General features: G+C 24.5%; 19 protein-coding genes. 13 read left to right on the top strand and 6 right to left on the bottom strand.

Annotation, left to right across the window (positions count from 1 at the left end; translation table 11 throughout):
• Positions 1-71: 71 nt before the first annotated feature.
• The 13 genes from CRU93_RS06535 to CRU93_RS06475 are packed head-to-tail and all read left to right on the top strand — an operon-like array spanning position 72 to position 18,368.
• Positions 72-3,107, top strand: coding sequence for a carboxypeptidase regulatory-like domain-containing protein (locus CRU93_RS06535; protein WP_129103383.1), 3,036 nt, complete (start codon positions 72-74; stop codon positions 3,105-3,107).
• Between the two features lies 1 nt (position 3,108).
• A complete protein-coding gene (locus CRU93_RS06530) occupies positions 3,109-5,589 on the top strand; it encodes a TonB-dependent receptor plug domain-containing protein (protein ID WP_164967639.1) in 2,481 nt (826 codons plus the stop codon).
• A gap of 12 nt (positions 5,590-5,601) precedes the next feature.
• A complete protein-coding gene (locus CRU93_RS06525) occupies positions 5,602-6,492 on the top strand; it encodes an ATP-binding cassette domain-containing protein (protein ID WP_258238852.1) in 891 nt (296 codons plus the stop codon).
• A complete protein-coding gene (locus CRU93_RS06520; protein ID WP_129103381.1) occupies positions 6,492-7,169 on the top strand; it encodes a hypothetical protein in 678 nt (225 codons plus the stop codon). Before CRU93_RS06525 ends, CRU93_RS06520 begins: the two co-directional genes overlap by 1 nt.
• Positions 7,166-8,440, top strand: a complete 1,275-nt coding sequence (locus CRU93_RS06515) for a DUF4857 domain-containing protein (RefSeq protein WP_129103380.1) — start codon at positions 7,166-7,168, stop codon at positions 8,438-8,440. Before CRU93_RS06520 ends, CRU93_RS06515 begins: the two co-directional genes overlap by 4 nt.
• Positions 8,437-11,211 carry a pitrilysin family protein gene (locus tag CRU93_RS06510; protein ID WP_129103379.1) on the top strand — a complete coding sequence of 925 codons (2,775 nt, stop codon included), beginning with the start codon at positions 8,437-8,439 and terminating at the stop codon, positions 11,209-11,211. The genes CRU93_RS06515 and CRU93_RS06510 overlap by 4 nt, the downstream gene beginning before the upstream one ends.
• A 10-nt stretch (positions 11,212-11,221) precedes the next feature.
• Entirely contained in the window at positions 11,222-11,947 is a 726-nt protein-coding gene (locus CRU93_RS06505) for an energy transducer TonB (RefSeq protein ID WP_129103378.1), read from the top strand.
• Between the two features lie 14 nt (positions 11,948-11,961).
• Complete coding sequence (locus CRU93_RS06500; RefSeq protein ID WP_129103377.1) at positions 11,962-12,504, top strand: MotA/TolQ/ExbB proton channel family protein; 543 nt, start codon at positions 11,962-11,964, stop codon at positions 12,502-12,504.
• Positions 12,488-12,883 carry a biopolymer transporter ExbD gene (locus CRU93_RS06495; protein ID WP_258238851.1) on the top strand — a complete coding sequence of 132 codons (396 nt, stop codon included), beginning with the start codon at positions 12,488-12,490 and terminating at the stop codon, positions 12,881-12,883. The genes CRU93_RS06500 and CRU93_RS06495 overlap by 17 nt, the downstream gene beginning before the upstream one ends.
• Positions 12,880-14,664 (top strand): extracellular solute-binding protein, encoded by a 1,785-nt coding sequence (locus CRU93_RS06490; protein ID WP_129103376.1) that lies wholly within the window; start codon positions 12,880-12,882, stop codon positions 14,662-14,664. The genes CRU93_RS06495 and CRU93_RS06490 overlap by 4 nt, the downstream gene beginning before the upstream one ends.
• Entirely contained in the window at positions 14,657-15,748 is a 1,092-nt protein-coding gene (locus tag CRU93_RS06485) for a microcin C ABC transporter permease YejB (RefSeq protein ID WP_129103375.1), read from the top strand. The genes CRU93_RS06490 and CRU93_RS06485 overlap by 8 nt, the downstream gene beginning before the upstream one ends.
• 1 nt (position 15,749) lies before the next feature.
• Entirely contained in the window at positions 15,750-16,772 is a 1,023-nt protein-coding gene (locus CRU93_RS06480; protein ID WP_258238850.1) for an ABC transporter permease, read from the top strand.
• 9 nt (positions 16,773-16,781) lie between these two features.
• Positions 16,782-18,368 carry an ABC transporter ATP-binding protein gene (locus CRU93_RS06475; RefSeq protein WP_129103373.1) on the top strand — a complete coding sequence of 529 codons (1,587 nt, stop codon included), beginning with the start codon at positions 16,782-16,784 and terminating at the stop codon, positions 18,366-18,368.
• Positions 18,369-18,374: 6 nt separating this feature from the next.
• On the opposite strand, the gene CRU93_RS06470 is transcribed toward CRU93_RS06475, so the two are convergent.
• The 6 genes from CRU93_RS06470 to CRU93_RS14140 form a co-directional block, all read right to left on the bottom strand.
• Entirely contained in the window at positions 18,375-18,878 is a 504-nt protein-coding gene (locus CRU93_RS06470) for a hypothetical protein (protein WP_129103372.1), read from the bottom strand.
• Positions 18,875-19,267 (bottom strand): prepilin-type N-terminal cleavage/methylation domain-containing protein, encoded by a 393-nt coding sequence (locus CRU93_RS06465; protein WP_129103371.1) that lies wholly within the window; start codon positions 19,265-19,267, stop codon positions 18,875-18,877. Before CRU93_RS06465 ends, CRU93_RS06470 begins: the two co-directional genes overlap by 4 nt.
• On the bottom strand, positions 19,264-20,763 hold the full coding sequence (locus CRU93_RS06460) for a GspE/PulE family protein (RefSeq protein ID WP_129103370.1): 1,500 nt from the start codon (positions 20,761-20,763) through the stop codon (positions 19,264-19,266). Before CRU93_RS06460 ends, CRU93_RS06465 begins: the two co-directional genes overlap by 4 nt.
• Position 20,764: 1 nt before the next feature.
• Positions 20,765-22,699: a secretin N-terminal domain-containing protein gene (locus tag CRU93_RS06455; protein ID WP_129103369.1), complete on the bottom strand. Its 1,935-nt coding sequence runs from the start codon at positions 22,697-22,699 to the stop codon at positions 20,765-20,767.
• The gene (locus tag CRU93_RS06450; protein ID WP_129103368.1) at positions 22,686-23,462 is read right to left on the bottom strand and encodes a hypothetical protein; all 777 of its coding nucleotides are present in this window, start codon (positions 23,460-23,462) and stop codon (positions 22,686-22,688) included. Before CRU93_RS06450 ends, CRU93_RS06455 begins: the two co-directional genes overlap by 14 nt.
• On the bottom strand, positions 23,446-23,816 hold a 371-nt coding region (locus tag CRU93_RS14140; RefSeq protein WP_164967638.1), incomplete at its 5' end, for a hypothetical protein. The genes CRU93_RS06450 and CRU93_RS14140, both read right to left, overlap by 17 nt.

Genomic DNA, 23,816 nt, shown 5'->3' with positions numbered 1-23,816 from the left:
TTATCATGATTAAGAATTGTTTAATATATAATTAAATATTATTACACAAATTTTTCGGGGAGTACTATATTATGTATAAAAAGGCAACCACATATTTGTTAGTTATTTTACCTTTAATCTTCACTGCTTGTGGTGGAGGCGGAGGCGGAGGCGGAGGTGGAGATTCAAGCGCCTCTTATTCGTCAATTACAGGAAAAGTTATAGATCCAGCAATTGTAGGAGCAAGAGTATCTTTTATTTGTAATGAAAAGACTTACTATTCATCAAAAACAGATAAAGAAGGTAGTTTTATAATAAAAGGAGTTTCATCAAATATAAACCTAAGTAAATGTAAGTTTACAACAACAGGTGGAGATGATGGAGATGACTTTACAGGACTAACTCTAACTAGTGCTTATAGTTTATTTAATAAAAAAAATGGAATTTTAATCACACCTTTTACAACAATGATTACAAATCATAGTGATTTTGATACAAATCCTACTTTTGCTAAGGAAGAAGTATCAAAATTTTTAAATATCGACTCCTCTAAGCTTTTACAAAACCCAATGGAAGATATAAAAACAGCAAAACTAGGTAAAATCTTAACAAAAGTAGCATTAACTAAAAAAGATAATGGTTCAAATAGAGGTTACTTAAATTTAAAAAATGATAATTCAATTACACAAGATAATGTAGATGATTATATTAATATTGATTTAATTCCTTCTTTAAATCAAGACAAACAAGATTTTATTGATATTATTGATGATATAAATAATGTTTCAAATGCAGAAGATATATCTAAATTAGTAGTAATAAAAGCAGTTGAAAAATATTTAAAAGATATTTATAATCAAGACACTTATTCAAGTAGAATAGAAAATAATTTAATACTACTTGCGCAAAAAATAGCAGATGCTAATAAGCTTGAGAACAAGTATAATTCTGTAAATAAAAATCAAATTAGAAAAGCTTTAGTAGATATTGAATTAACTCCTAGTTTTTCAGATGATAAAGGAGAAGTATTAGATTCAGCACTATCTTCAAAATTATCAAGTCCATCGTTTGAAAGTGATATTAATTGGAATAAAATAGATATTAAAAATATCCAAGGGATTATTTTTATAAATAGTAAAACATATCAAATGAAAGTTGGTAATAATAATGATGCCAGAAGATATTATTATGCACACTCAGATATATCAAATTTAGGAAAAGCTTTAAGTTTAATAGAAGATACTCTTTTAGATAGTGTAAATGACCCTATAAATACACAATTAGGAATAGGTTTAGCAAAATATGGTTTTTTTGATGAATCAATTTCATACTTAGAAGATAATTTATATCAAGCAAAAGAGATTCAAGAAGGATTTTATGAACTTGCTAAAACATTAATAGATTTAAAACAAGACGATAAAGCAGCAATTGCCTTATCTAAAGCTTTTAATACATTAAAATTGAGTCTAGTTAATAGTTTAAGTTCTACAAATACAACATTAATGGCAAATATTAATAGATATATGGCAGAGCTTGGATATGAAAATGATAATGGAAATATTACTGGATTTTCAACAATGCTTGATTATTTAGATGAAATAAAATCTAAATTTAATTCAAAATCAAGTGATTTTCAAAAAATCACTTCTTTAATAGATAATATTGCAGTTAATACATATTTTTATAATAATAATTTAGATTTAGCAAAAAAGATATTTCAAAGAAATATAAAATATATAGATGAAATGCCAATGGATAAATTCTCTGTTGTTTATTATTTATATAGAATTGCAATAGAAGGACAAGGTTTAGGATTAGATACATCAAAAGCTGTAAATATTGCAAAAAGTAGTGCTTTTGCTTCAAGACTAGAACCATCAGGTACTTATGGATATTACGCTGTTGCATATGATGGTTTAGCTGGAAACTTAGAAGCTGCAATGGCTGGTTATAATGCATTAAGTAGTAGTAGAAAAGATGATGCATTGAAAAATGGATTAGCAGCAGGACTATTTTTAAATGGCAAAAAAGATGAATTATTTCAATATTATGATTCAGCATACCCTAATAATAAAAAAGACTATTTAATAAAAGAAGCAACATATCAAAAATCAAATGCAATTATGACAGCAGCTATGATGATTCACATATTAGGTGGAGATAATGAGTTAGAAGATTTTTTAGATAGATTACATGCTTTATCTAAAACTTGGACAAAATATTCTGATGCTGATGACAAAAATATTTACGCTTCTTGGGGAAGTTCAGAAACTAGTAAATATGGATATTTATCTATGGCACAGATGTATAAAGAACTAGGTAAAGATACAAAAGCTAAACAGTTAATTACTGAATCAATTCAAAAGGTAAAATTGTTTACTGATTCTGAACAGAAAATTGAGGGATTAATAAATATTATTAATGCCATCAAAGATTTAGGATATGAAGACTCTTTTTCAATAAATGACATTTTAACTGAGATATCAAATGAGGCTTTAGTAAGTAGCTTTGAAGATATAAGTAAAATTATAAATGCTGCAAATATTTTATCTTCAAATGAACAAAAAGAAAATGCATTAAAATTAATACAAAAAGCTCATAGTTTAGTAGAACCTCTAAATAGTGGTAATCTAGATGACATAACAACTAGAGTTGAAAGTTTAGTTGGTAATTATAAAAGTAATAGTAATAATTTTGAAGTATCAATTGCAAATGGATACTTTCAATTAGGAGAAAAAAACAAAGCTGAGGATATTATTAAAGAAGCGTTAGCTTCTTTAAATACACTAGAAGAAACAGTTGATTACTATAAATTAGTAATTAATTTAGTTTCTGCATATGGACATATAAATGATGTAGTTTCTGCAAAAAAATATATTTCTAAAATATTAACAACTAAAGAGAAAGTATCTGCATATGTAGAAGCATCAGAAGCACTTATAAACTATGATGCATTTTTATATAACGATATTGCAAGTGTAGATTCTGATGGAGATGGTAGACCTGATTTCTTTAATTTTGGTACTACAGAAGAACAAATTAATAATTCAACTCTTGAATTAGATGATGATATAGATGGTGATGGTATCTTAGATACAGTAGATACATTACCATATGATGGAGTATAATATGAAAATAAAGTTAAGTTTATTAACTGCATTAACTCTTTCTTTAGTGAATGCTGAAGAGTTATCTGTTATTACAGTTGATGCTAATCAAGATACAACAAGTACAAGTATTTCATCTAGTAAAATAGATAAAACAAATATACAAAATTCTGTTTTAGGAAATGGTTTTATCAGTTCAGTATTGGACACAAACCCAAATATTGAAGTAACGGATACTTCAAACAACTCTAAAACAGCAGGAGAAATTGCTCCTGGTAAAATATCAATAAATGAAGCTGCTTATTATCAAAATAATTTTTCAATAGATGGTATATCCAATAGTTCTTTACTTGATCCAAATTTATCAAATGCTTTTGATGCTTATGATGTTCCTGGAAATGAAAATGAAATATTTTTAGATTTAGATTTAGTAGAGAGTATTGATGTATATGATTCTAATATATCTGCAGAATATGGTAGTTTTACAGGAGGTGTGATTGATGCAAAAACTATAAGGCCAGGAGCAGAGCCATCTTTTAAAGCATCTTATGGATATACAAGTGATAGTTTAACTAATTTTCATGTAGATAATGAAGAATCTTTTGAAAGAGCATCTTCTGATAATAATCAACCAAAATTTAAAAAAAGTTTTTATAATTTTTATGCGACTACTCCATTAGATGATTATAATGGTGCAATAATTTCATATAGCAGAAAAGAATCAACTATCCCTGGAGCATATTTTGGCGGTTTTAAAAATAAACAAAGATTAAATCAAAGTCTTTTTGGAAAATTTAGTCACTACTTTGAAGATGATGCAATTTTAGATATTTCTGCTACATATTCACCTTATAAATCAACGCATTTTAGTGAATATGTAAAAGATTCAGATACAGAGATTAAAGGAGGAGGATTTAATTTAAAAGCAAATTATGAAAAAAATTATAATTTTTGGAATTTAAGAACAAATTTAGCCTTTAAATATAGTGAAAATACAAAAGAATCTTTAAACTATAATAAAAGATGGCTAAATATGGGAACTACAAATTGGGGTAAAGATGGTAACACTCATTCTGTTGAAGGTGGAACAGGTAATATTGAAAAAATCCAAAAAGGGCTTGAATATAATCTAAAACTTCAATCTGATAGTTTTGATACAGCAGCTATATCTCATAAATTAAAAACAGGTATTAATTTATCTTATAACAAAGGAACATACAATAGATTTGATAATACTCTTTATTATACAGATGCAAAAAATGATGTTTTTGTTGATTGTAATGGTAGTAACTCAGATTGTATTCAAAATGAACAGTATTTTACAGAAAGAAGAGTTTATCAAGCTGAAAAGGCAACTGCAGATATGATTGCTTCGGCAATATATTTAGAAGATAATTTAAGATATAAAATATTTGAGTTTACACCAGGAATTAGATTAGATTATAATGACTATTTAAAAAACAAAGATATTGCATATAGATTAAATGGAAGTGTTAAGCCTTTTAATGATAATTCATTAGTTCTTTATGGAGGATTTAATAGATATTATGGGAAATCATTTTTAGGTTATAAATTAAGACAAGCAAGAGCTCCATATTTTGATGAATATAGAAGTACTGTAGCTAATGTTGTGCAAGATTGGGGAACAAGTGCAGATAAAGATAATAATAAATATACTTTTGAAGACTTAGATACACCATATACAGATGAAAAATCAATAGGAATTAGAAAAGATTTATTTGGAACAAGAATAAATTTAAAATATGTAAATAGAGAAGCAAAAAGTAAATTTGCGAAGAAAAAAGGTGACTATAAAGTTTTCACAATGCCAAATGGTGTAACAAAAGCTTACTATAGACCAACATATTTTACAAATGATGGTTACTCTGAGTCAGATATTGTAACTTTAAGTATTGCTCCTACCGAACCTATTAAATTCGACTCTTTTAATTTGGGATATAGCCTTTCTACTTCTTGGAGAAAAACAAAGTCAAATATTGATGACTATGATGATATTTTAGATAGTGATGACAGTGATAGGGATATTAATAAAATTTATTATAATGGTAAATTCTATGATATGGATAATATTCCAAATGAATCTACTCCGAAAAACATAAATTTACATTTAGATTTTGCATTTAAACCAGTTAATATATTTGGAATACCAACAAAGATAAATCTAAATAATGTATTTAGATATAAATTAGCTTATTCAATGATTGGACAAACTGGTTCTGAAGATGTAGAAATTTATAAAGAAAAGACTCCAGATGGAAGAGAGAAAGAGTATGAAGTCCCAGTATATGAAAAAGTAGATTTTAAAAATAGTTTATTAGTAGATTTAAAATTAATGATGAATTTCAAATTAGCCAAAAAACACAATATTCTTTTTAGTACAGAAGTAACAAACTTATTTGATAAAGTACAAAATGTTAATAATTCTATAAAAAACTATGTAACTGGTAGACAAATTTGGTTTAATATCGCTTACAAGTTTTAAGGATTAGTAGCAATGATTGAAAATATAATTGAATGTAAAAATTTAACACATTATTATGGAAAAAGAAAAATTTTTGAAGATTTTTCTTTTTCTATTCCAAAAGGCAAGATTGTTGGACTTTTAGGTAAAAATGGAGTTGGAAAATCAACAACAATAAATATATTAATGGGGTTTTTGGAACCAACATCAGGAGAATGTTTAGTTTACAATGAAAACTCACATGAATTAACTCCAAAAACAAAGCAGAGAATAGGGCTTTTACATGAAGGTCATGTTCAATATGATTTTATGACTATTGAACAAATTGAAAAATTTTATTCAAAATTCTATCCAAATAGATGGAAAAAAGAGTTATATTATGAACTTGTTTCAAAATTATCAGTTCCAAAAAATCAGATAATAAGAAAAATGTCATGTGGTCAACGTTCACAAGTAGTTCTTGGACTTATTTTTGCACAAGATGCTGATTTATTAATTTTAGATGATTACTCATTAGGATTAGATGTTGGATATAGAAGTTTATTCTTAGAGTATTTAAAAGAGTATGTAATTAAAAATAATAAAACTGTTCTCATGACTACTCATATTATGCAAAACTTAGAGAATGTTTTAGATGATATTATTATTTTAGATAGAACTCAGCCTTTACTTCAAAGCTCTTTAAAAGAGTTTGAATCTACATTTAAAAAATACAAAATAAAAAAATTAAATGCTCACAAAATTGATTTAAATTCTATAATTGTAAATTTTGAAAGTTTTAATGATTACTCATATATTTATAGTTTTAATGACTTAGTTTTTATAAAAGAGTATATGAAAAATCAAAATTTATTATATGAAGATATTGAAGAGATATCTATGAATTTAGAAGAATCTTTTATGGGTTATACAGGAAGATATTAATGTTTAATATGATTATTTATAAAGAGTACCTAAAAACAATTAAAATTATATCTATATTTTTAATTTTAATTGCATGTTGTTTATTTAATACTTACTTTTCAATTCAAGACTCACTTGTTCAATATAGTTCTACAAATGCAATTTTGATGATTACTCAAATGGGAGTCTTTGATTATAGTAACTTAGAATATGTATGCATGCTTTTTGCAATATTTCTAGCAACGGCTCAATTTTATCCAGAAGTTACAAATGGAAGAATTAGACTATTCTTGCATTTACCAATGAGTCAAAATTTACTTATTTCTGCATTAGTATCTGTTGGAGGAATATTTTTAGTATTAATTTTTTCTATAATAACAGTTATTTATTTTTTTATGATTACTTCATCTTTTCCTACAGAAGTATTTTATGCAGTATTTTCAAGAGTATTACCATCTTTTATTGCATCATTACTTTGTTATTTCACTACAATGATAGTATTTTTAGAACCAAAAGGAATTAGAAAAATTACGTATATATTAGTTTCTTATTTGATAATTGATAAATATATAGCTTTATCAAAATTAGGTTATTTTGTTAGTACAAATTTAAATGTTTTTGTAATTACTGTTCTTATTGTTTATATCATTATTGTTTTTGATGTTTTTACTTCTTATACAAAAGGATATATAAAATGAGAAATTTAAGAATATATTTAATTATTATAGTTTCAGCACTTACTTTTAGTCTTTATTTACCTAAAATTGTAAAAGATTTTTTAGCTACACCTTCTTCTGTACAAAATATTTATTATTCTCCTGTTACAAAAGATTTTATAAAAGTAAATGTAGATAAAAAAAATAAAAAAATAAAATATACAAACTTTGATGAATCTGTTGAATATACTTTAGATGAGTATAAGAAAAAAAGACCATTCACATTTTATTATGATTTAGTTAAAACAAAAAATTTTCCTGAAGGGTTTTCTCAGTTTCAAAGAAATGTAAATTTAATAAGAAGTCAAAAATCACACATAAAGGTTAATCCAGGAATTATTAATACAAAATTAGTTAATTTATATCCACTTCTTGAATCAAATCCTAAATATAGTTCTTTAACATTGCCTGATGAATTATTTACTTTAAACAAAAACTCAATTACTTTTATAAATACAATTTCAAATGAAGAAAATAAAGAAAAAACTACATTTATAACTAATAGATTAAAAGAAATAGGTGCAAAGTTTCCTTTAAAAGAAGCATTTGGAACACCTTCAACTGCTAAGCCATTTGATGAGGGGTACTTTTTATTAGATAGCAATAATTTTCTATTTCATATGAAACAAATAAATAATAAAATCATGTTAAAAAAAGTAGATACAAAAGGTGTAAAAACTAAATTTTTATTAGTAAAAGAGAATTATCATAAACAATTTTATGGATTATTAGTTTCGCAAAGTAAAGATGTCTATTTATTAACTTATAATAATTATAAATTAATAAAACTTCCAGTTAAAGATTTTGATTATAATTCAAAATCATTAATGCTAAGTTCTACTCCATATAATAAAATCATTACTTTAAAATCTTATGATTTCGAATCAAATGAAAAAGTAATTGAAAAAATAGTAATGGATTTGAATTACAATACAATAAAATCAAAAGAGTTAAAATATAAAATTGATAATGGAGAGTTATATGAAAATATTAGTTCTTTATTATTACCTTTTAAATTAAGATTTAAAAAAACAGAAAATGGAATATATACATTGAAGTTTTATGATATAAGTAAAATATCATATATCTTATATTTTATAATAGCAATATTACTTCTTGTTTATTATATCTATACTAAACAATCATTAAAAAATAAAATCTATCCATTAGTCTTAATTTCAATAGGTGGTGTTTATACTATTTTAGCACTTTTTTTATTTAACAAATTAAATATTGAAAAAGGAAAAAAATGAGAATATTAACAAACATACTTATATTAGTTTTCTGTTTTAGTTTTACAAATGCAAAACTTTTACCAGAGGATAAAAGTTATGTGCATGGTGAACTAAAGAATGGATTTAAATATACAATAAAAAAGAATAGTAAACCTAAGAAAAAAGCATATATACAACTAGTTGTAAAAGCTGGTTCTTTAGAAGAGGATGATGATCAAAAAGGTCTTGCTCATTTTGTTGAGCATATGGCTTTTAATGGAACAAAACACTTTGAAGGTAATAAAATTATTAAATTCTTAGAATCAATTGGTGTTGGTTTCGGTGCAGATATAAATGCAAGTACAACTACAACAAGAACTCTTTATAAAATGGATCTTCCTTTAAAAAATGATAATCTAGAAAAAGCTATGTTGATTTTTTCAGATTGGGCAGGTGCAATTAGTTTTGATCAAAAAGAACTAGACAAAGAAAGAGGTGTAATTTTAGAAGAAGCAAGAGTAAGAAATAATCTTAATTTTAGACTTTATCAACAAATGAAAGGTACTATTTACAAAAATAGTAAATATAGAACAAGAACACCAATAGGGGATTTAGATATTGTCAAAAACACTTCTTTAAAAAGAGTTAAAGATTTTTATGATGATTGGTATAGACCAGAATTAATGCATTTAGTTGTTACAGGTGATATTGATATTAAAAATATAGAAAATTTAATTAAAAAGAATTTTTCTTATTTAAAAAATAAATCAAAAAGAAAACCTGCAAATAGAGCTGTTAAAAAAATAGATGAAATAACGGCTATGGTTTTAAAAGATAAAGAGTTAATAAAACCAGGTATTAGTATTAATTATTACCACGATAGAGATAAGATAAAAACAGATAAAGATTATAAACAATTGGTATTAAGGGTATTAGCAGCAAATCTATTTAATATAAAAGCAAGTGAACAAATATTAAAAGTTAATCCAGTAATAAAAAATACAAATTTAAATTCACGAGATTTTGTATCAAATCTAAGAACATTTTCTTTTAGCACAACATATTTAAATAAAAAAGATAAATATACAGCATTGGATGAATTAACATCTTTAATTTATAGTATAAAACATAATGGATTTGATAAAAATGAGTTTAAAAGAATTGTTAAAGAATTAAAAACTGCTAATAATGAAAGTCTAAAATATATAAAAAGTAAATCATCAAAATCATATGCAAATAAAATTGTATCATCAGTATTAAATGATGAAATTCTTATAGATCAAGAGTATGCAATTAAATTAGTAGATAAAATATTAAGTAATGTGACACTAAATGAGGTAAATAATAAATATAAACAGATATTGGATACAAAAAGTATAATCCTTAGCTATAAAACACCTTTAGATATAAAAGTTGATAAAAAGAAAATTATAGATACTTTTATTAGATCTCAAAAACATATTAAAAAAGCTAAAAAAGAAGAAGAGCTACCAGAAGTTATTGATACAAGTTATTTAAAGCCTGTAAAAATAAAAAATGAAAAGCATAATAAAAAATATGACTTCTATGAATTTACTCTTGAAAATGGAATAAAAGTAGTTTATAAATATAGTGATGATAAAAAAAATAAAGTATTTTTAAATGCAATTTCAAGGGGTGGATTCTCTTTATATAAAACAAAAGATTTAGTAAATGCCAAATATGCAACAAGTGTAATATCTTCATCTGGTTTAGATAAATATAATATCTTGCAAGTAAATAAAATATATAACTCTAAAATAATTAGTGTTAACCCAAAAATCAATAGATATAATGAAAGTTTACAAGGGGCTACAACTATTGATGATTTTAATTTATTAATGCAAAGAGTATATTTAATGAGTAAAAAATATAGATTCGATAATAATATCTTTGAAAATATTAAAAATACAGAAAAAAGAAAAATAAAAGATCAAGAATCTATTCCTTCTAATAAATTTAATAAAGAGTTAAAATCTTTTTATTTTAACCATAATAAAAGATTCGAAAGAACATCTGTTGAAGATATAAATTCATTAAATAAAGAGGATATGCTTAGAATTTATAAAGATAGATATTCTGATTTTAATAATTTTACATTTTTAATTGTTGGAGATATAAGTAAAGAAAAAGTAGAAAAATATTCAAAATTATATTTAGGTAACTTGCCAACACTAAAAAGAGAAGAAAGCTATAAATATAGAGGAATAAAACCTCTATCAGGAAAACAAGAATTTATAAGAGATTATAATAATAGGAATTTATCTAAAATTAAAATGATATACAAAATTGATACTTCTTACTCTTTAGAAAATTCTGTATATTTAACTGCTTTAAAAGAAGTTTTAAAGATTAAACTTAGAGAAAAAATAAGAGAAGAAAAATCAGGTGTTTATAGAATAAATGTTCAAACTAGTTTTATTAGAGAACCATATGTAAAATCAGGAATTCAAATTAATTTTAGTTGTGATCCAAAAAGAAAAGAAGAACTTGTAAGTTCTGTTAGAGAGGTAATAAGTGATATTAAGAAGAATGGTGTTTCAAAAGTATATATACAAGCATTTAGAAAAAAAGCACTTTTATCTTTAGAATCGTCTAAAAATAATCCAGCTTTTTGGTTACAACAATTGAAAAAAGTATATTACTATGGAGATAATATAAATGATATTGATAAATATAAAGATCTTTATACGAATATAAATAGTTCAATTATAAAACAAGAAGCAAATAAATATTTTGATGCAAAAGATGTTTTATACACAGAATTAAATCCAAAACATAAAAATAAATAGGAAAAATAATTTGAACAAAATATATTTTCTTTTATCTTTTATTTTTATTATTATATTACACTATTTTGTATTGACTTTTTTCTATGAAAAAAAACAAGAGCAAGTTAATAAACCTCATTTTAATAAAGTGAGTGTTCAACTTGCAATGCTTCAAGTTCCACAAAAAGTAAAAAAACAAGAAGTGAAGAAAAAAGAGATAAAAAAAGAAGAAAAGAAAAAAGTATTTAAAAAACCGTTAACAAAAGAAGCAAAAAGAGAATATGTAAAAAAAGAGATAAAAGCACCTAAAAAAGTAAAAAAAGTAGAGAAAAAAGTTAAAGAAAAACCTGTAAAAAAAGTTGAAAGAAAGCAAGTTAAAAAAGTTGTAGAAAAAGAAGCAAAAAAAATAGAAAAAAAAGCTTCTGTATCAAAAAAGAAACAGGTTCAATCTTTAGAGAAATTTAAAAAATCTAAAAAAACTTATCTTACTAGATTAAGAGCAGAAATTGATAGTAATAAAAAATATCCAATATTATCAAAAAGATTTAAAGAACAAGGAACTGCAACTGTTTATTTTAGAGTATTAAAAACAGGTGAGTTTGTTGATATTAAATTATTTAGATCAAGTGGAAAAAAAAGGTTAGATAAAGCAGCAATAAAAGCAGTAGAAAAGACAAAACACTTTGAACCATTTCCTAAAGAGATTTATAAAGCATTTTTGGACATTAAAGTTCCAATAAAATTTCAAATAAAATAAATTAAAGGTAAAAAATGAAACATTCATTAATTGAGTATATACATCTTGGAGGATATGTAATGTATATCCTAGTTTTTTTAAATATCATTGGACTTTCAATTCTATTATGGAAATTTATTCAAATTAGTATTGAAAATAAAAAAGCTCAAAAAGTTATAACTCAAATAATAACTTCAGTACATAAAGAGCACTCTTCTTCAAATTTAAAAGATCTTGAGGATGCAGTATTTAATAGAGCATCAAAACATCTTTTAAGTTGTGAAACAGGTATGAATACAATAAAAATTATTGCGACAATTGCACCTATATTAGGCCTTCTAGGAACTGTAATTGGTGTATTGCAATCATTTGAAACAATTGCTGCAGCAGGTTTTTCTCAAGGTGCAAATACTTTTGCTTCAGGTATTTCTCTTGCTTTAATTACAACTGTTGGTGGATTAATTGTTGCATTACCTCATTATATTGGGTTTAACTATTTATCTGGTTCTTTAACTAAATTAGAAACAAAATATGAATCTATTATTATTAATAGGATAACTCGTGAAAAGATTAGTTAAAAAAAGAGAATTGATTTCAATGGACTTAACTCCATTAATTGATGTTGTATTTTTATTATTAATCTTTTTTATTGTTGCAAGTGAGTTTAAAAAAAATGAAACGATTTTAAATTTAACACTTCCTAATTCTACATCAACTCAAAAGGTAGTAAAGAAAAAAGAGATTATGATAGAAATTTCTGATAATGAAGTTGCATATAATGGTGAAAAAATATCTTTTTCTTTATTAAAAGATAATTTATCAAAGATGAAAAAAGATACACCAATAAATGTAAAAATAGATAAAGAAGTAAAGTATAAAAGAGTAATTGAACTTCTTGATATCTTAAATAAATTAAATCTAAATAATTTGCTTTTAATTACAAAGGAGAATAAATGAAAAAGTTAAGTTTAGCGATTTTTTTACTTACACTTTTATCAACAAATATTTTTGCAAAAAAACAAAAATATATATCAATAAATGAAAAACCTAAATATACTCAGAATTTTAAGCATTTTGATTATGTAAATGTAAATGCAAAAAAAGGTGGTATTTTTAAAGGTGCTATTTCAGGAACATTTGATTCATTTAACCCATTTATTTTAAAAGGTAATAATGTTGCTGGAATAGTAATGATATATGATTCATTAATGACTCCAAGTTTGGATGAAAGCTCTGTTTATTACCCTTTAATAGCAAAAGAAATAGAAGTATCAAAAAACAATGATTGGGTAAAGTTTTATATAAATAAAAATGCAAAATTTCAAGATGGGAAAAGTGTAACTGCCCAAGATGTGAAATTTTCATATGATATTTTAATAAGTAAAGGTGCTCCTTGGTATAAAAAATATTATAGTGATGTTAAAAATGCTGAAGTAATAGATAAATATACGATAAAGTTCAATTTTAAAAATAGTAAAAATAAAGAATTACCTGTAATTTTATCTCAGCTTATGGTTTTGCCTAAACATTTTTGGAAGAATAAAGATTTTTCCAATTCAAATACCGTAGTTCCTATAGGATCTGGACCATATAAAGTTGATGATTATAAATATGGAAAATATGTAACTTATAAACTTGATGAAAACTATTGGGCAAAAGATTTAAATGTAAATGTAGGACAATATAACTTTGGAGAAATAAGATATGATTACTATAAAGATAGAAATGTAATATTAGAATCTTTTAAAGCAGGTGAATTTGATTATATAATGGAAAATAGTGCAAAAAACTGGGCGACATTATACACTGGAAAAAATTTTGATAATCATAAAATTATAAAAGATGAGATAAAACATGAAAATGTAAAAGGAATGCAAGGCTTTGTTTTTAATATAAGAAAAGATATTTTTAAAAATAAAGAGGTAAGAAAGGCTTTAAATCTTGCATTTGATTTTGAATGGACAAATAAAAATCTTTTTTATAATCAATATAAAAGAATTAACTCTTATTTTGAAAATAGTGAACTTGCTGCAAGAGGATTGCCAACAGAAGGCGAACTTAAAATTTTAAATCAATTTAAAGGTCAAGTTCCTGATGAGGTTTTTGGTAAAGCTTATGAAGCTAATAAAACAAAAGGAGATGGAAATATAAGAAATGAGTTAAGAAAAGCATTAAAAATCTTATATTCTCAAGGTTGGAAAATTAAAGATGGAGTACTTAGAAAAGATGGTAAAAAATTTGAGTTTGAAATTCTTCTTGGATCATCTTCTTTAGAAAAAGTAATTCATCCATTTATTAATAACTTAAAAAAGATTGGAGTTATTGCAAAGATTAGAATTGTTGATCAAATAACATATATTAATAAAGTAAGAAACTTTGATTATGACATGATTGCTAATGTATTTAGAGTCTCTTCTTCTCCTGGAAATGAACAAAGAAGTTTTTGGGGAAGTGCTGCTTCTAAGATAAAAGGTAGCAGAAATATGATAGGAGTTAATTCTAAAGTAGTAGACAAGATAATTGATTATATTGTTACTGCAAAATCAAGAACAGATTTAATTTCAGCTGTTAGAGCTTTAGATAGAGTTTTAACATATAACTATTATGTTATTTCAAATTTTTATACGCCATATTATAGAGTTGCTTATTGGAATAAATTTAACAAGCCAAAAATTACACCAAAATATTCACTTGGACTATTTACATGGTGGATAAAAGATGAGTTTTTAAATGACTAGCTATATATTTAGAAGACTATTGCTTATAATCCCAACCTTAATTGGGATTATGACAATAAATTTTTTTATAGTACAAACAAGTCCAGGAGGACCTGTTGAAAGAATGCTTCTTAAAATTGAAGGTCAGAAAGATACAACTTTAGGAAGAATAACAGGAGATAATCAATCAGATGTAATGGATACAACTTCTGTAAATGATGAAAAGTCAATATATAAAGGTTCAAATGGTTTATCTCCTGAATTAGTAGAAGATATTAAAAAACTTTATGGATTTGATAAACCAATTTTAGAAAGATATCTTTTAATGATGAAAAATTATATTACCTTTGATTTTGGAGAGAGTTTTTTTAAAAATGCAACTGTAATTGAACTTATTAAAGAAAAATTGCCAGTTTCTATATCTTTAGGACTCTGGTCTACATTGATAATATATTTTATATCTATACCATTAGGAATAAAAAAGGCTTTAAATCATGGAACAAAATTTGATGTTTACTCATCAACTGTAATAATTATAGGTAGTGCAATACCTGGATTTTTATTTGCAATTTTACTTGTGATTTTATTTGCTGGAGGAAACTATTTTGATATATTTCCTTTAAGAGGCCTTTTTAGCGATAATTTTGATGAGTTAAGTTTATGGCAACAAATAAAAGACTATTTTTGGCACTTAACTTTGCCAATTACAGCAATGGTAATTGGAGGGTTTGCAACTCTTACAATGCTTACAAAAAACTCTTTTTTAGATGAAATTTCAAAACAATATGTGGTTACTGCAAGAGCAAAAGGTTTAGAAGAAAATAAAATATTATATAAACATATATTTAGAAATGCCATGCTTATTATAATATCTGGTTTTCCTGCTGCATTTATAGGAATGTTTTTTACAGGTTCCTTACTAATAGAAGTTATCTTTTCTTTAGATGGAATAGGGTTATTAGGTTTTGAAGCAACGTTATATAGAGATTATCCTGTAATGTTTGCCACACTATATATTTTTACACTTATGGGATTAGTTATATCTTTAGTTTCAGATATTTTATATACATGGGTGGATCCTAGAATTAATTTTGAGAGGGTTTGATTTGAGCAAAACAATTAAACAAAAAAGATTAGCAGTTTTTAAGTCAAATAAAAGAGGTTACTACTCTTTGATTATCTTTTCATTTTTATTTATAATAACACTGTTTTCAGAGTTTATTGCAAATGATAAACCTCTTTTAATTTCGTATAAAAATGAGTTTTATACACCAGTTTTTAAAGTCTATACTGAAAAACAGTTTGGTGGTTTTTTTGAAACAGAAGCTGATTATAAAGATAAGTTTGTTCAAGATTTAATAAATAAAGATGGCTATATTATTTGGCCACTAATTAGATATTCATATGATACTATTAAAACTAATTCAACTACCTCTTTCCCTTCTTCTCCAAGTAGTGAGAATTTATTAGGAACTGATGATCAAGGAAGAGATGTTTTAGCAAGAGTTATGTACGGATTTAGGATTTCCATACTTTTTGGATTGACTTTGACAATACTTTCTTCAATTATTGGAGTTATTATAGGCGCATTACAAGGTTATTATGGTGGTAAAGTTGATTTATTAGGTCAAAGATTTATTGAAATTTGGTCTGGCTTACCAACTCTATTTTTATTAATCATTTTAGCAAATTATATTCAGCCCACATTTTGGTGGTTACTAGGGTTACTTTTACTTTTTTCATGGACAGCTTTAGTAGGATTAGTAAGAGCTGAGTTCTTAAGAGCAAGAAATTTTGAGTATGTAAAAGCAGCAAAAGCACTAGGTCAAAGTGATAAACTTATAATATTTAAACATATTTTACCAAATGCCGTTATTGCAACAATAACTTTTATGCCTTTTATTTTAAGTGGAAGTATTACAACTTTAACTTCATTAGATTTTTTAGGCTTTGGTTTACCAGCAGGGAGTCCAAGTTTGGGTGAATTATTGGCACAAGGAAAAGATAATTTACAAGCACCTTGGCTAGGAATAACTGCATTTGTTGTGTTATCTTTACTTTTAACATTATTGATTTTTATAGGTGAAGCATTTAGAGATGCTATGGATCCACGAATAGCTGAGAAATAAAGAGTAATTATGAGTAAAATATTAGAAATACAAGATTTAAATATAAATATATCTTCAAAAAATATTGTAAAAAATTTAGATATGCATATAAAACAGGGACAAACTGTTGCATTAGTAGGTGAGAGTGGAAGTGGAAAATCAATTACTGCACACTCAATTTTGAAACTTTTACCAAGTGAAATTACTTTTAGTAGTGATTCTAAAATATTGTTTGAAAATAAAGATATTTTACAATTTACAAAAAAAGATTTATTATCTTTAAGAGGTAGTAAAATTTCGATGATTTTTCAAGAACCAATGAGTGCTTTAAATCCTTTACATAAAGTTAATAAACAAATTTCTGAGATTATTGAAATACATAAAGTAGTTTCAAAAAAACAGTTAAATAAAGAAGTTTTAGAACTTCTTGAAAAAGTAGAGTTAAATAAATATTTAGATGTAGAAAAAATAGCAAATTCATATCCCCATGAATTAAGTGGAGGACAAAGACAAAGAGTAATGATAGCTATGGCAATTGCTAATAATCCAAAACTATTAATTGCTGATGAGCCTACAACTGCACTAGATGTAACAACTCAATATCAAATATTAAATTTATTAAAAAAGTTACAAGATGAGTATAAAATGTCTATACTTTTAATTACACATGATTTATCTGTAGTAAAAAAATATGCAGATTATATATATGTAATTAATCAAGGTAAGATAGTTGAACACAATATAAATAGTGAAATATTTTCTAATCCAAAAGATAGCTATACTAAACTTCTTTTATCAAGTGATATAGAAGTAGAGAATAAAAATAAAAATAATAATGAAAAGATAATAGAAATATCAAATGTAGATGTTAATTTCCCTATTTTTAAAGGAATTTTCAAAAGAGTTGCAAGAAATTTTAAAGCAGTAAATGCTGTTAGTTTAAAGGTCTTTAAACAAGATACTTTTGGAATAATAGGAGAGAGTGGAAGTGGTAAATCTACCTTAGCTCAAGCAATAATTAAATTAATTGATTATACAGGCGATATTACTTTTTTAGATACTAATTTATCAAAATTAACAAAAAAACAGTTACAAAAAATAAGAAAAGATATTCAAATTGTATTTCAAGACCCTTTTAATAGTTTAAATCCAAGAATGACAATTTTTTCTATTATTAGTGAAGGTTTAGATATTCATACAACTTTATCAAAACAACAAAAAGAAAAAGAGGTTATGAATATATTAAAAGAAGTTGAGCTACCAGTTGATTCAATTCACAGATATCCACATGAGTTTAGTGGCGGACAAAGACAAAGAATTGCTGTAGCAAGAGCACTTATTTTAAAGCCAAAATTATTGATTTTAGATGAACCAACTTCAGCACTTGATAGACAAGTGCAGTTTTCATTAATTAGTCTATTGTCAAAGCTACAAAAAAAGTATAATTTAACATATATTTTTATCTCTCATGATTTAAAATTAATTGAAAAAATATGTAATAAAGTTGCTGTGATGAAAAAAGGAAAAATAGTTGAAACAAACTACACTGATGAATTATTTTTAAATCCACAAGATGAATATACAAAGATTCTTATAAAAGCATCAGCAAATAACTAAAGATACCTAAAATACAAGAAGAGGTATCTTTAAATCTAACTTTTTACTTTTTATATAAAGTAGATATTTTTTACTATTTAAAGAAGATTTTATTAGTTTAAAATCTTCTATATTATTTCTTAATATATCAATATAAGAGGTGTTAAAAAACTCTTTTGAAAGATTGTCTTTTTCTACTCTTTTTTTACTCTCTACTCTAATTAATCTATTATCATTACTTAAAAGATATGTAATATTATTATAAAATGGATTGTGGTAACTATTTTTTGTTATTAATCTTATTATTTGTTTATTTTTAGAATTGTTTTCTATTGATATTGATGAAGCTTGAAAAAAGTCTTTATAAAATATATGTTTTAAATCTTCTGTTTTATAAAATTTATTTATATTTTTTTCAAATTTATTATTTGAAATTTTTGTATTATTAAAAAAATCATATAAAAATATACTTATAATAAAAAAAATTGATATAGATATAATTAGCTCAAATAATGAGAATGCTTTTTTCATTTTATTTTTACCTCATATATATTTTTGTTTTTTGAATTTAATTTATAACTTGTTTTAAATACTTCAATTTCTATATTTATACTATTGTCAAAATTAAACTCTTTTTTCTCTTCTAAAACTCTTTTTTTTGTAATATGTAGGTTTTTTAGCTCTTTTCTTAATGAATTATTTGTGTTTTTATAAATATCTGTAAGATAAAAACTTTCATCACTTTTTATATCATTTGTACTTTTTATAGCAAGATTTATATAGTTATTTCTTTTATTTATTTGTTTCAGTTTTTCAATAATAGATATATTATTACTTTTTAAACTTATAAATGAGTATAAAACAACACTCAAAAGTGTGATTGAGATAATAACTTCTATTAATGAAAAAGCTTTTTTCATTTGATACCTATTCTTATGGCTTCTGCAACGGATGTTTTTCCTTCAGTTATCATATCTTTTAATTGTTTATCTAAAGGAATCATATTATTTTCTATTGCTTTTTGCATCAATATATTATCATCTACATCTGATTTTAGGTACTCTTTTATATCATCATTTAAAGTAAATAGTTCTGCAATTGCAACTCTTCCTTGATATCCTGTGTGGTTACAATTGTTACATCCTACAGCTTTATAAATAGTTGTATTTTTATTTATATCAAATGCTTTATAAGATTGTAAAGAAGTATCAATTTCTTTACAAGTACAAAGCTTTCTAACTAATCTTTGTGCAAGTACTGCAAGTAAAGAAGATGAAATTAAAAACTTTTCTACACCCATATCTATTAGTCTTGTTATTGCAGCTGGGGCTCTATTTGTATGAAGTGTTGAAAATAGTAAATGTCCTGTAAGTGCAGCTTGAATTGACATTTTTGCACTAGCACTATCTCTAATCTCTCCTAACATAATAATATCTGGATCTTGTCTTAAAATAGATCGAAGTCCAGTTTCAAAAGTAAGTCCCACTTTTGAATTTACTTGTATTTGAGATATGTCATTTGATTTGTATTCAACTGGATCTTCAATTGTAATAATATTCTTTTCATTACTTACAATTTGTCTTAATAATGAGTGTAGAGTAGTTGATTTACCACTTCCTGTAGGACCTGTAACCAAAATCATTCCATATGCATTTCTAGCTAAATTTTCAAGGTTATTAGTTAGTTCAGCATTAAATCCTAAATCTTTCAATGCAACAATATTCTCACTTTGCATTAAGATTCTCATTACTACTCTTTCTCCATAAAATGTTGGTAGAATTGAGACTCTTATATCTAGATTTTCTTTTGCAAGTTTTATTTGAGTTCTACCATCTTGAGGAACTCTTTTTTCTGAAATATCTAGATTTGAAATTACTTTTATTCTTGAAATAACAAGTGCCATAATATTTTTATCAAGTTCTAAATGTTTTGTCAAAACTCCATCTATTCTGTATCTTACTTCTGCTTTATATTCATGCATTTCAATATGAATATCACTTGCATTTTTTTTGATTGCTTGGTAAAAAAGTGAATTTACAAATTTAATAATTGGTGCAGAATCTTGTGTTGTTAAGATATCACTTCCAACTTTCAAAAACTCACTAACATTAAACTCTTCATCTATAAATGAAGAGTTCTCTTGCTCTTGTTGAACTTTTGTCATCTCTTTATCTGTTCTATGCTCTAAAAACTTGTTATACAATGTTTCATATGAAACATTATCTAGATAAATAATCTCATAATTCAAATGGAATTTAGATAAATAATCAAATGAAATATCAAAGTATTGTTTATTTAATGCAATAACTTCTTTATTCTTATATTTTGTAAAAAGAGCATGATTTTTAAATGCATTTTCATACTCTTTATTTTCAATAACTTCAAGATCTGTATTGTGTATTTGTTCTAGTTGCATCTTATATTCCTAAATACTCATTAAATCTTTGTTGGGCTTTATTCTCTTTTTGTTTATTTGTTTCAATACTACTATTGAAACTATTTGCATCTTCTATTTTTTCTTCTTTTTGATTAGTTTTGTTTTGTTCTATTTTTTTCTTTTTCAATCTTTTTAAGGCATCTTTTAAATATCTATCTTCTAAAAGTTTTAGTTCTGATAGCTTACTTCTAATGTATGTAATATCTTTAGATTTAGGAATTAAATATGGTGTAACAATAATAACTAAGTTATTCTTTTTTGTTTGAGTAACATTATTATTAAAAAGTTGACCAACAAGAGGAATATCTCCTAATAAAGGAACTTTTTGATTTGTTTTAGCCTCTTTATTTTGAATTAAACCACCAATAATTACACTCTCACCATTATTTACAATAGCTGTTGTTTTAACCTCTTTTTTATTTGTATCTGGGTTACCACCTGCACCTTTATTTGATGTTGTATTTACATCTTCTAATATTGTATTTATATCTAAAGTAACTTTTGTATCATTTGATATTCTAGGCTTTACTTTTAGTGTTAGACCAATATCTTCTCTTGTAAAACTATCTTTTGAAGTTCCACCATCAGATAAGCTTGATGCTGTTCTAATTGAGATAGTTTCTCCCACATAAATAGAGCTCTCTTTATTATTAACTGCAAGAATTGATGGTTCTGAAACAACATCAACTGCACCATTTTCTTTTAGAAGATTTAAAGAAGCTCCTAAAGCAAGTGCAGAAGATAAATCTTTTATTTCTAATCCTAAATCACTTACACTATTTAAAGATGGAACTGAACCTCTATTTAAACTAGTAGAAAAAGAGCTAAGCCCTTTATCTCCAGATGACCACCCAAATATTCCATATTTAAAACCAATCTCATTTACTAGGTTATCATTAACTTCAATAATTCTTGCATGTACATAAACTTGTGCTTTTTCTTTATCAAGTTTTGATATTAGAGATTTTAGACCATCAATCTCACTTTTCATTCCCATTAAGATAATTGAATTTGTCTCTTCATCTACTGTAACAGCAGGTTTATCTGCAATATTTATATATCTTTTTTTAGAGATAATTGAATCTAAGATTTTGATTACATTTGTAGATTCTACATTTTTCAGATATATAACATCAACAATTTTTTTAGCTAAAGAGTCTTTTATATCAATCTGTTTTATATGAGATTTTAGAAAATCTATATTTGTTTTTTGACCAATTAACATTAAAGAATTATTCTCTTTTGTTTCAATAACTGTTACTTTATTTTTCTCAATTCTTTGATTAAATAGTGATTTCGCAATATTTTCAATATTTTCTTTAGCATCACTTGCTTTGATGTTTTTTAACTTAACTACTTCAGCTACTTTTTTTGCATCTTTTGTCATTAAATTAACTATTTTTTGAACAGTTTGAACATTTTGCTTAAAATCTGTTGCAACTAATACATTTGAGTTTTTTTCAGTTACAAGTTTTCCATTTTTTGACATAATATGTCTTACTCTTGATGATATATAATCAACATTTGAGTTATCAACTTTTATAATTTTTGTAACCATTAAAGATGAACTATTTTTTAGTGATGTTTTAATCACAGGTACATTTTGTCTAGCTGCATCGTTTAATTTTACTACTCTTAGAATATCATTATTTTCAATAAGTGAATAGCCTTTTTCTTCTAGTACATATGTTACTAAATTTAGTAACTCACTCTCTTTTACTTTTTTTGTTGCAATAAAATCAACTTTACCATCAAGTTTCCCTGTGTATAAAATATTTTTATTTAAAGCTTTTGATGTAAGCTGAATAAGCTCTTTTATTGTAAGATTTTTAAAATTCAAATCAATATAATTTTCTTTTGCTAAAAGACTATATTGTAAGCAAACCACCAGTAAAATTGTCTTAATTAATTTCATACTCTAACTCCATTTTTTTGTTTTTTCTTAATATTTTTAGTTTTAAATATTGTAAGTTTTTTATATTATTATAGATTTTAAAAGCATCGTTATATGATTTTAGATTATTATTATTTACTGCTTTTAAAATATCACCTTCTTTTAATCCTAATTGAGAAAATATTGAGTTATTATTTATTTTTGTGATTAAAAAACCTATGATTTTATTATCTTTTTTTAGTTGTTCAATTGCTATGTTTTGCCAAATTTTTTCTATATTTTTACTATAAAAGTTAATATCTTTTTTTGAAACTTCTTTTATATTATTTTCTGTTTGATTGTTTAAAATTGGTAAGTTTTGAAGTTCATTTTTTATAAATAGACTAAAATTTTCACCATTTTTATTAAATATTACATAGTTTTTTGAGATTTCTATTAGTTTAAAGTTTTTATAAGACTCATTTTTTGATAAAACAATACTTCTATTTGCACTTTTATCAAAAAACAGAATATATCCTTGATTATTTGCTTTTACATATGTTGCTTTTAATACAAAGTTGTTTTTTAAACTACTATTTGCAATAACATTTGTATTTGTATTTGATTGTTTTGTATAGAATCCATCAAAATTTAGATATTCCAAAGAGTTATTCAAAGCAATATTTTGTTTAATAGATTTTGCAGGAAGTAGCAAAAATAGAATAAAACAAAATAAGTAGCTAATACTTAAGGTATAAATAAAAGGATTTAAAATTTTTAGTAATTTATTAAAATTTATATTCATATTTGTATCCTTTATTTATCTTTTTGAAAAATGGTTTTAAACTTTTTGGAATCTGTTTGCTATTTAATGTAACTAGCTTTTTATTTAAATCAATATTTCCATATATAAAACTGTTTTTTATGTGAATTTCTACTTTTATATTATTAAATGAAAAAATATTTTGAGATAGTTCAATTTTTGAGATATTAATACCTGAAATAATTGGTAAGTCTTTGTTTAATTTGACATTATTGATATCAATAACTGAATTAAATAGTAAAGATGAGAATTTGATTTTTTCTATATTTGCGCTATTTATATTTTCATAAAATAGTTTTGCATTTTCAATTGTAAAGTTTGTATAGTTATCTTTAC

The organism is Arcobacter sp. CECT 8985, from assembly GCF_004116495.1.
Classification (GTDB): domain Bacteria; phylum Campylobacterota; class Campylobacteria; order Campylobacterales; family Arcobacteraceae; genus Malaciobacter.
Note: the sequence above shows the minus strand (reverse complement) of the source record. Positions and strands in the feature narration are given on the sequence as shown.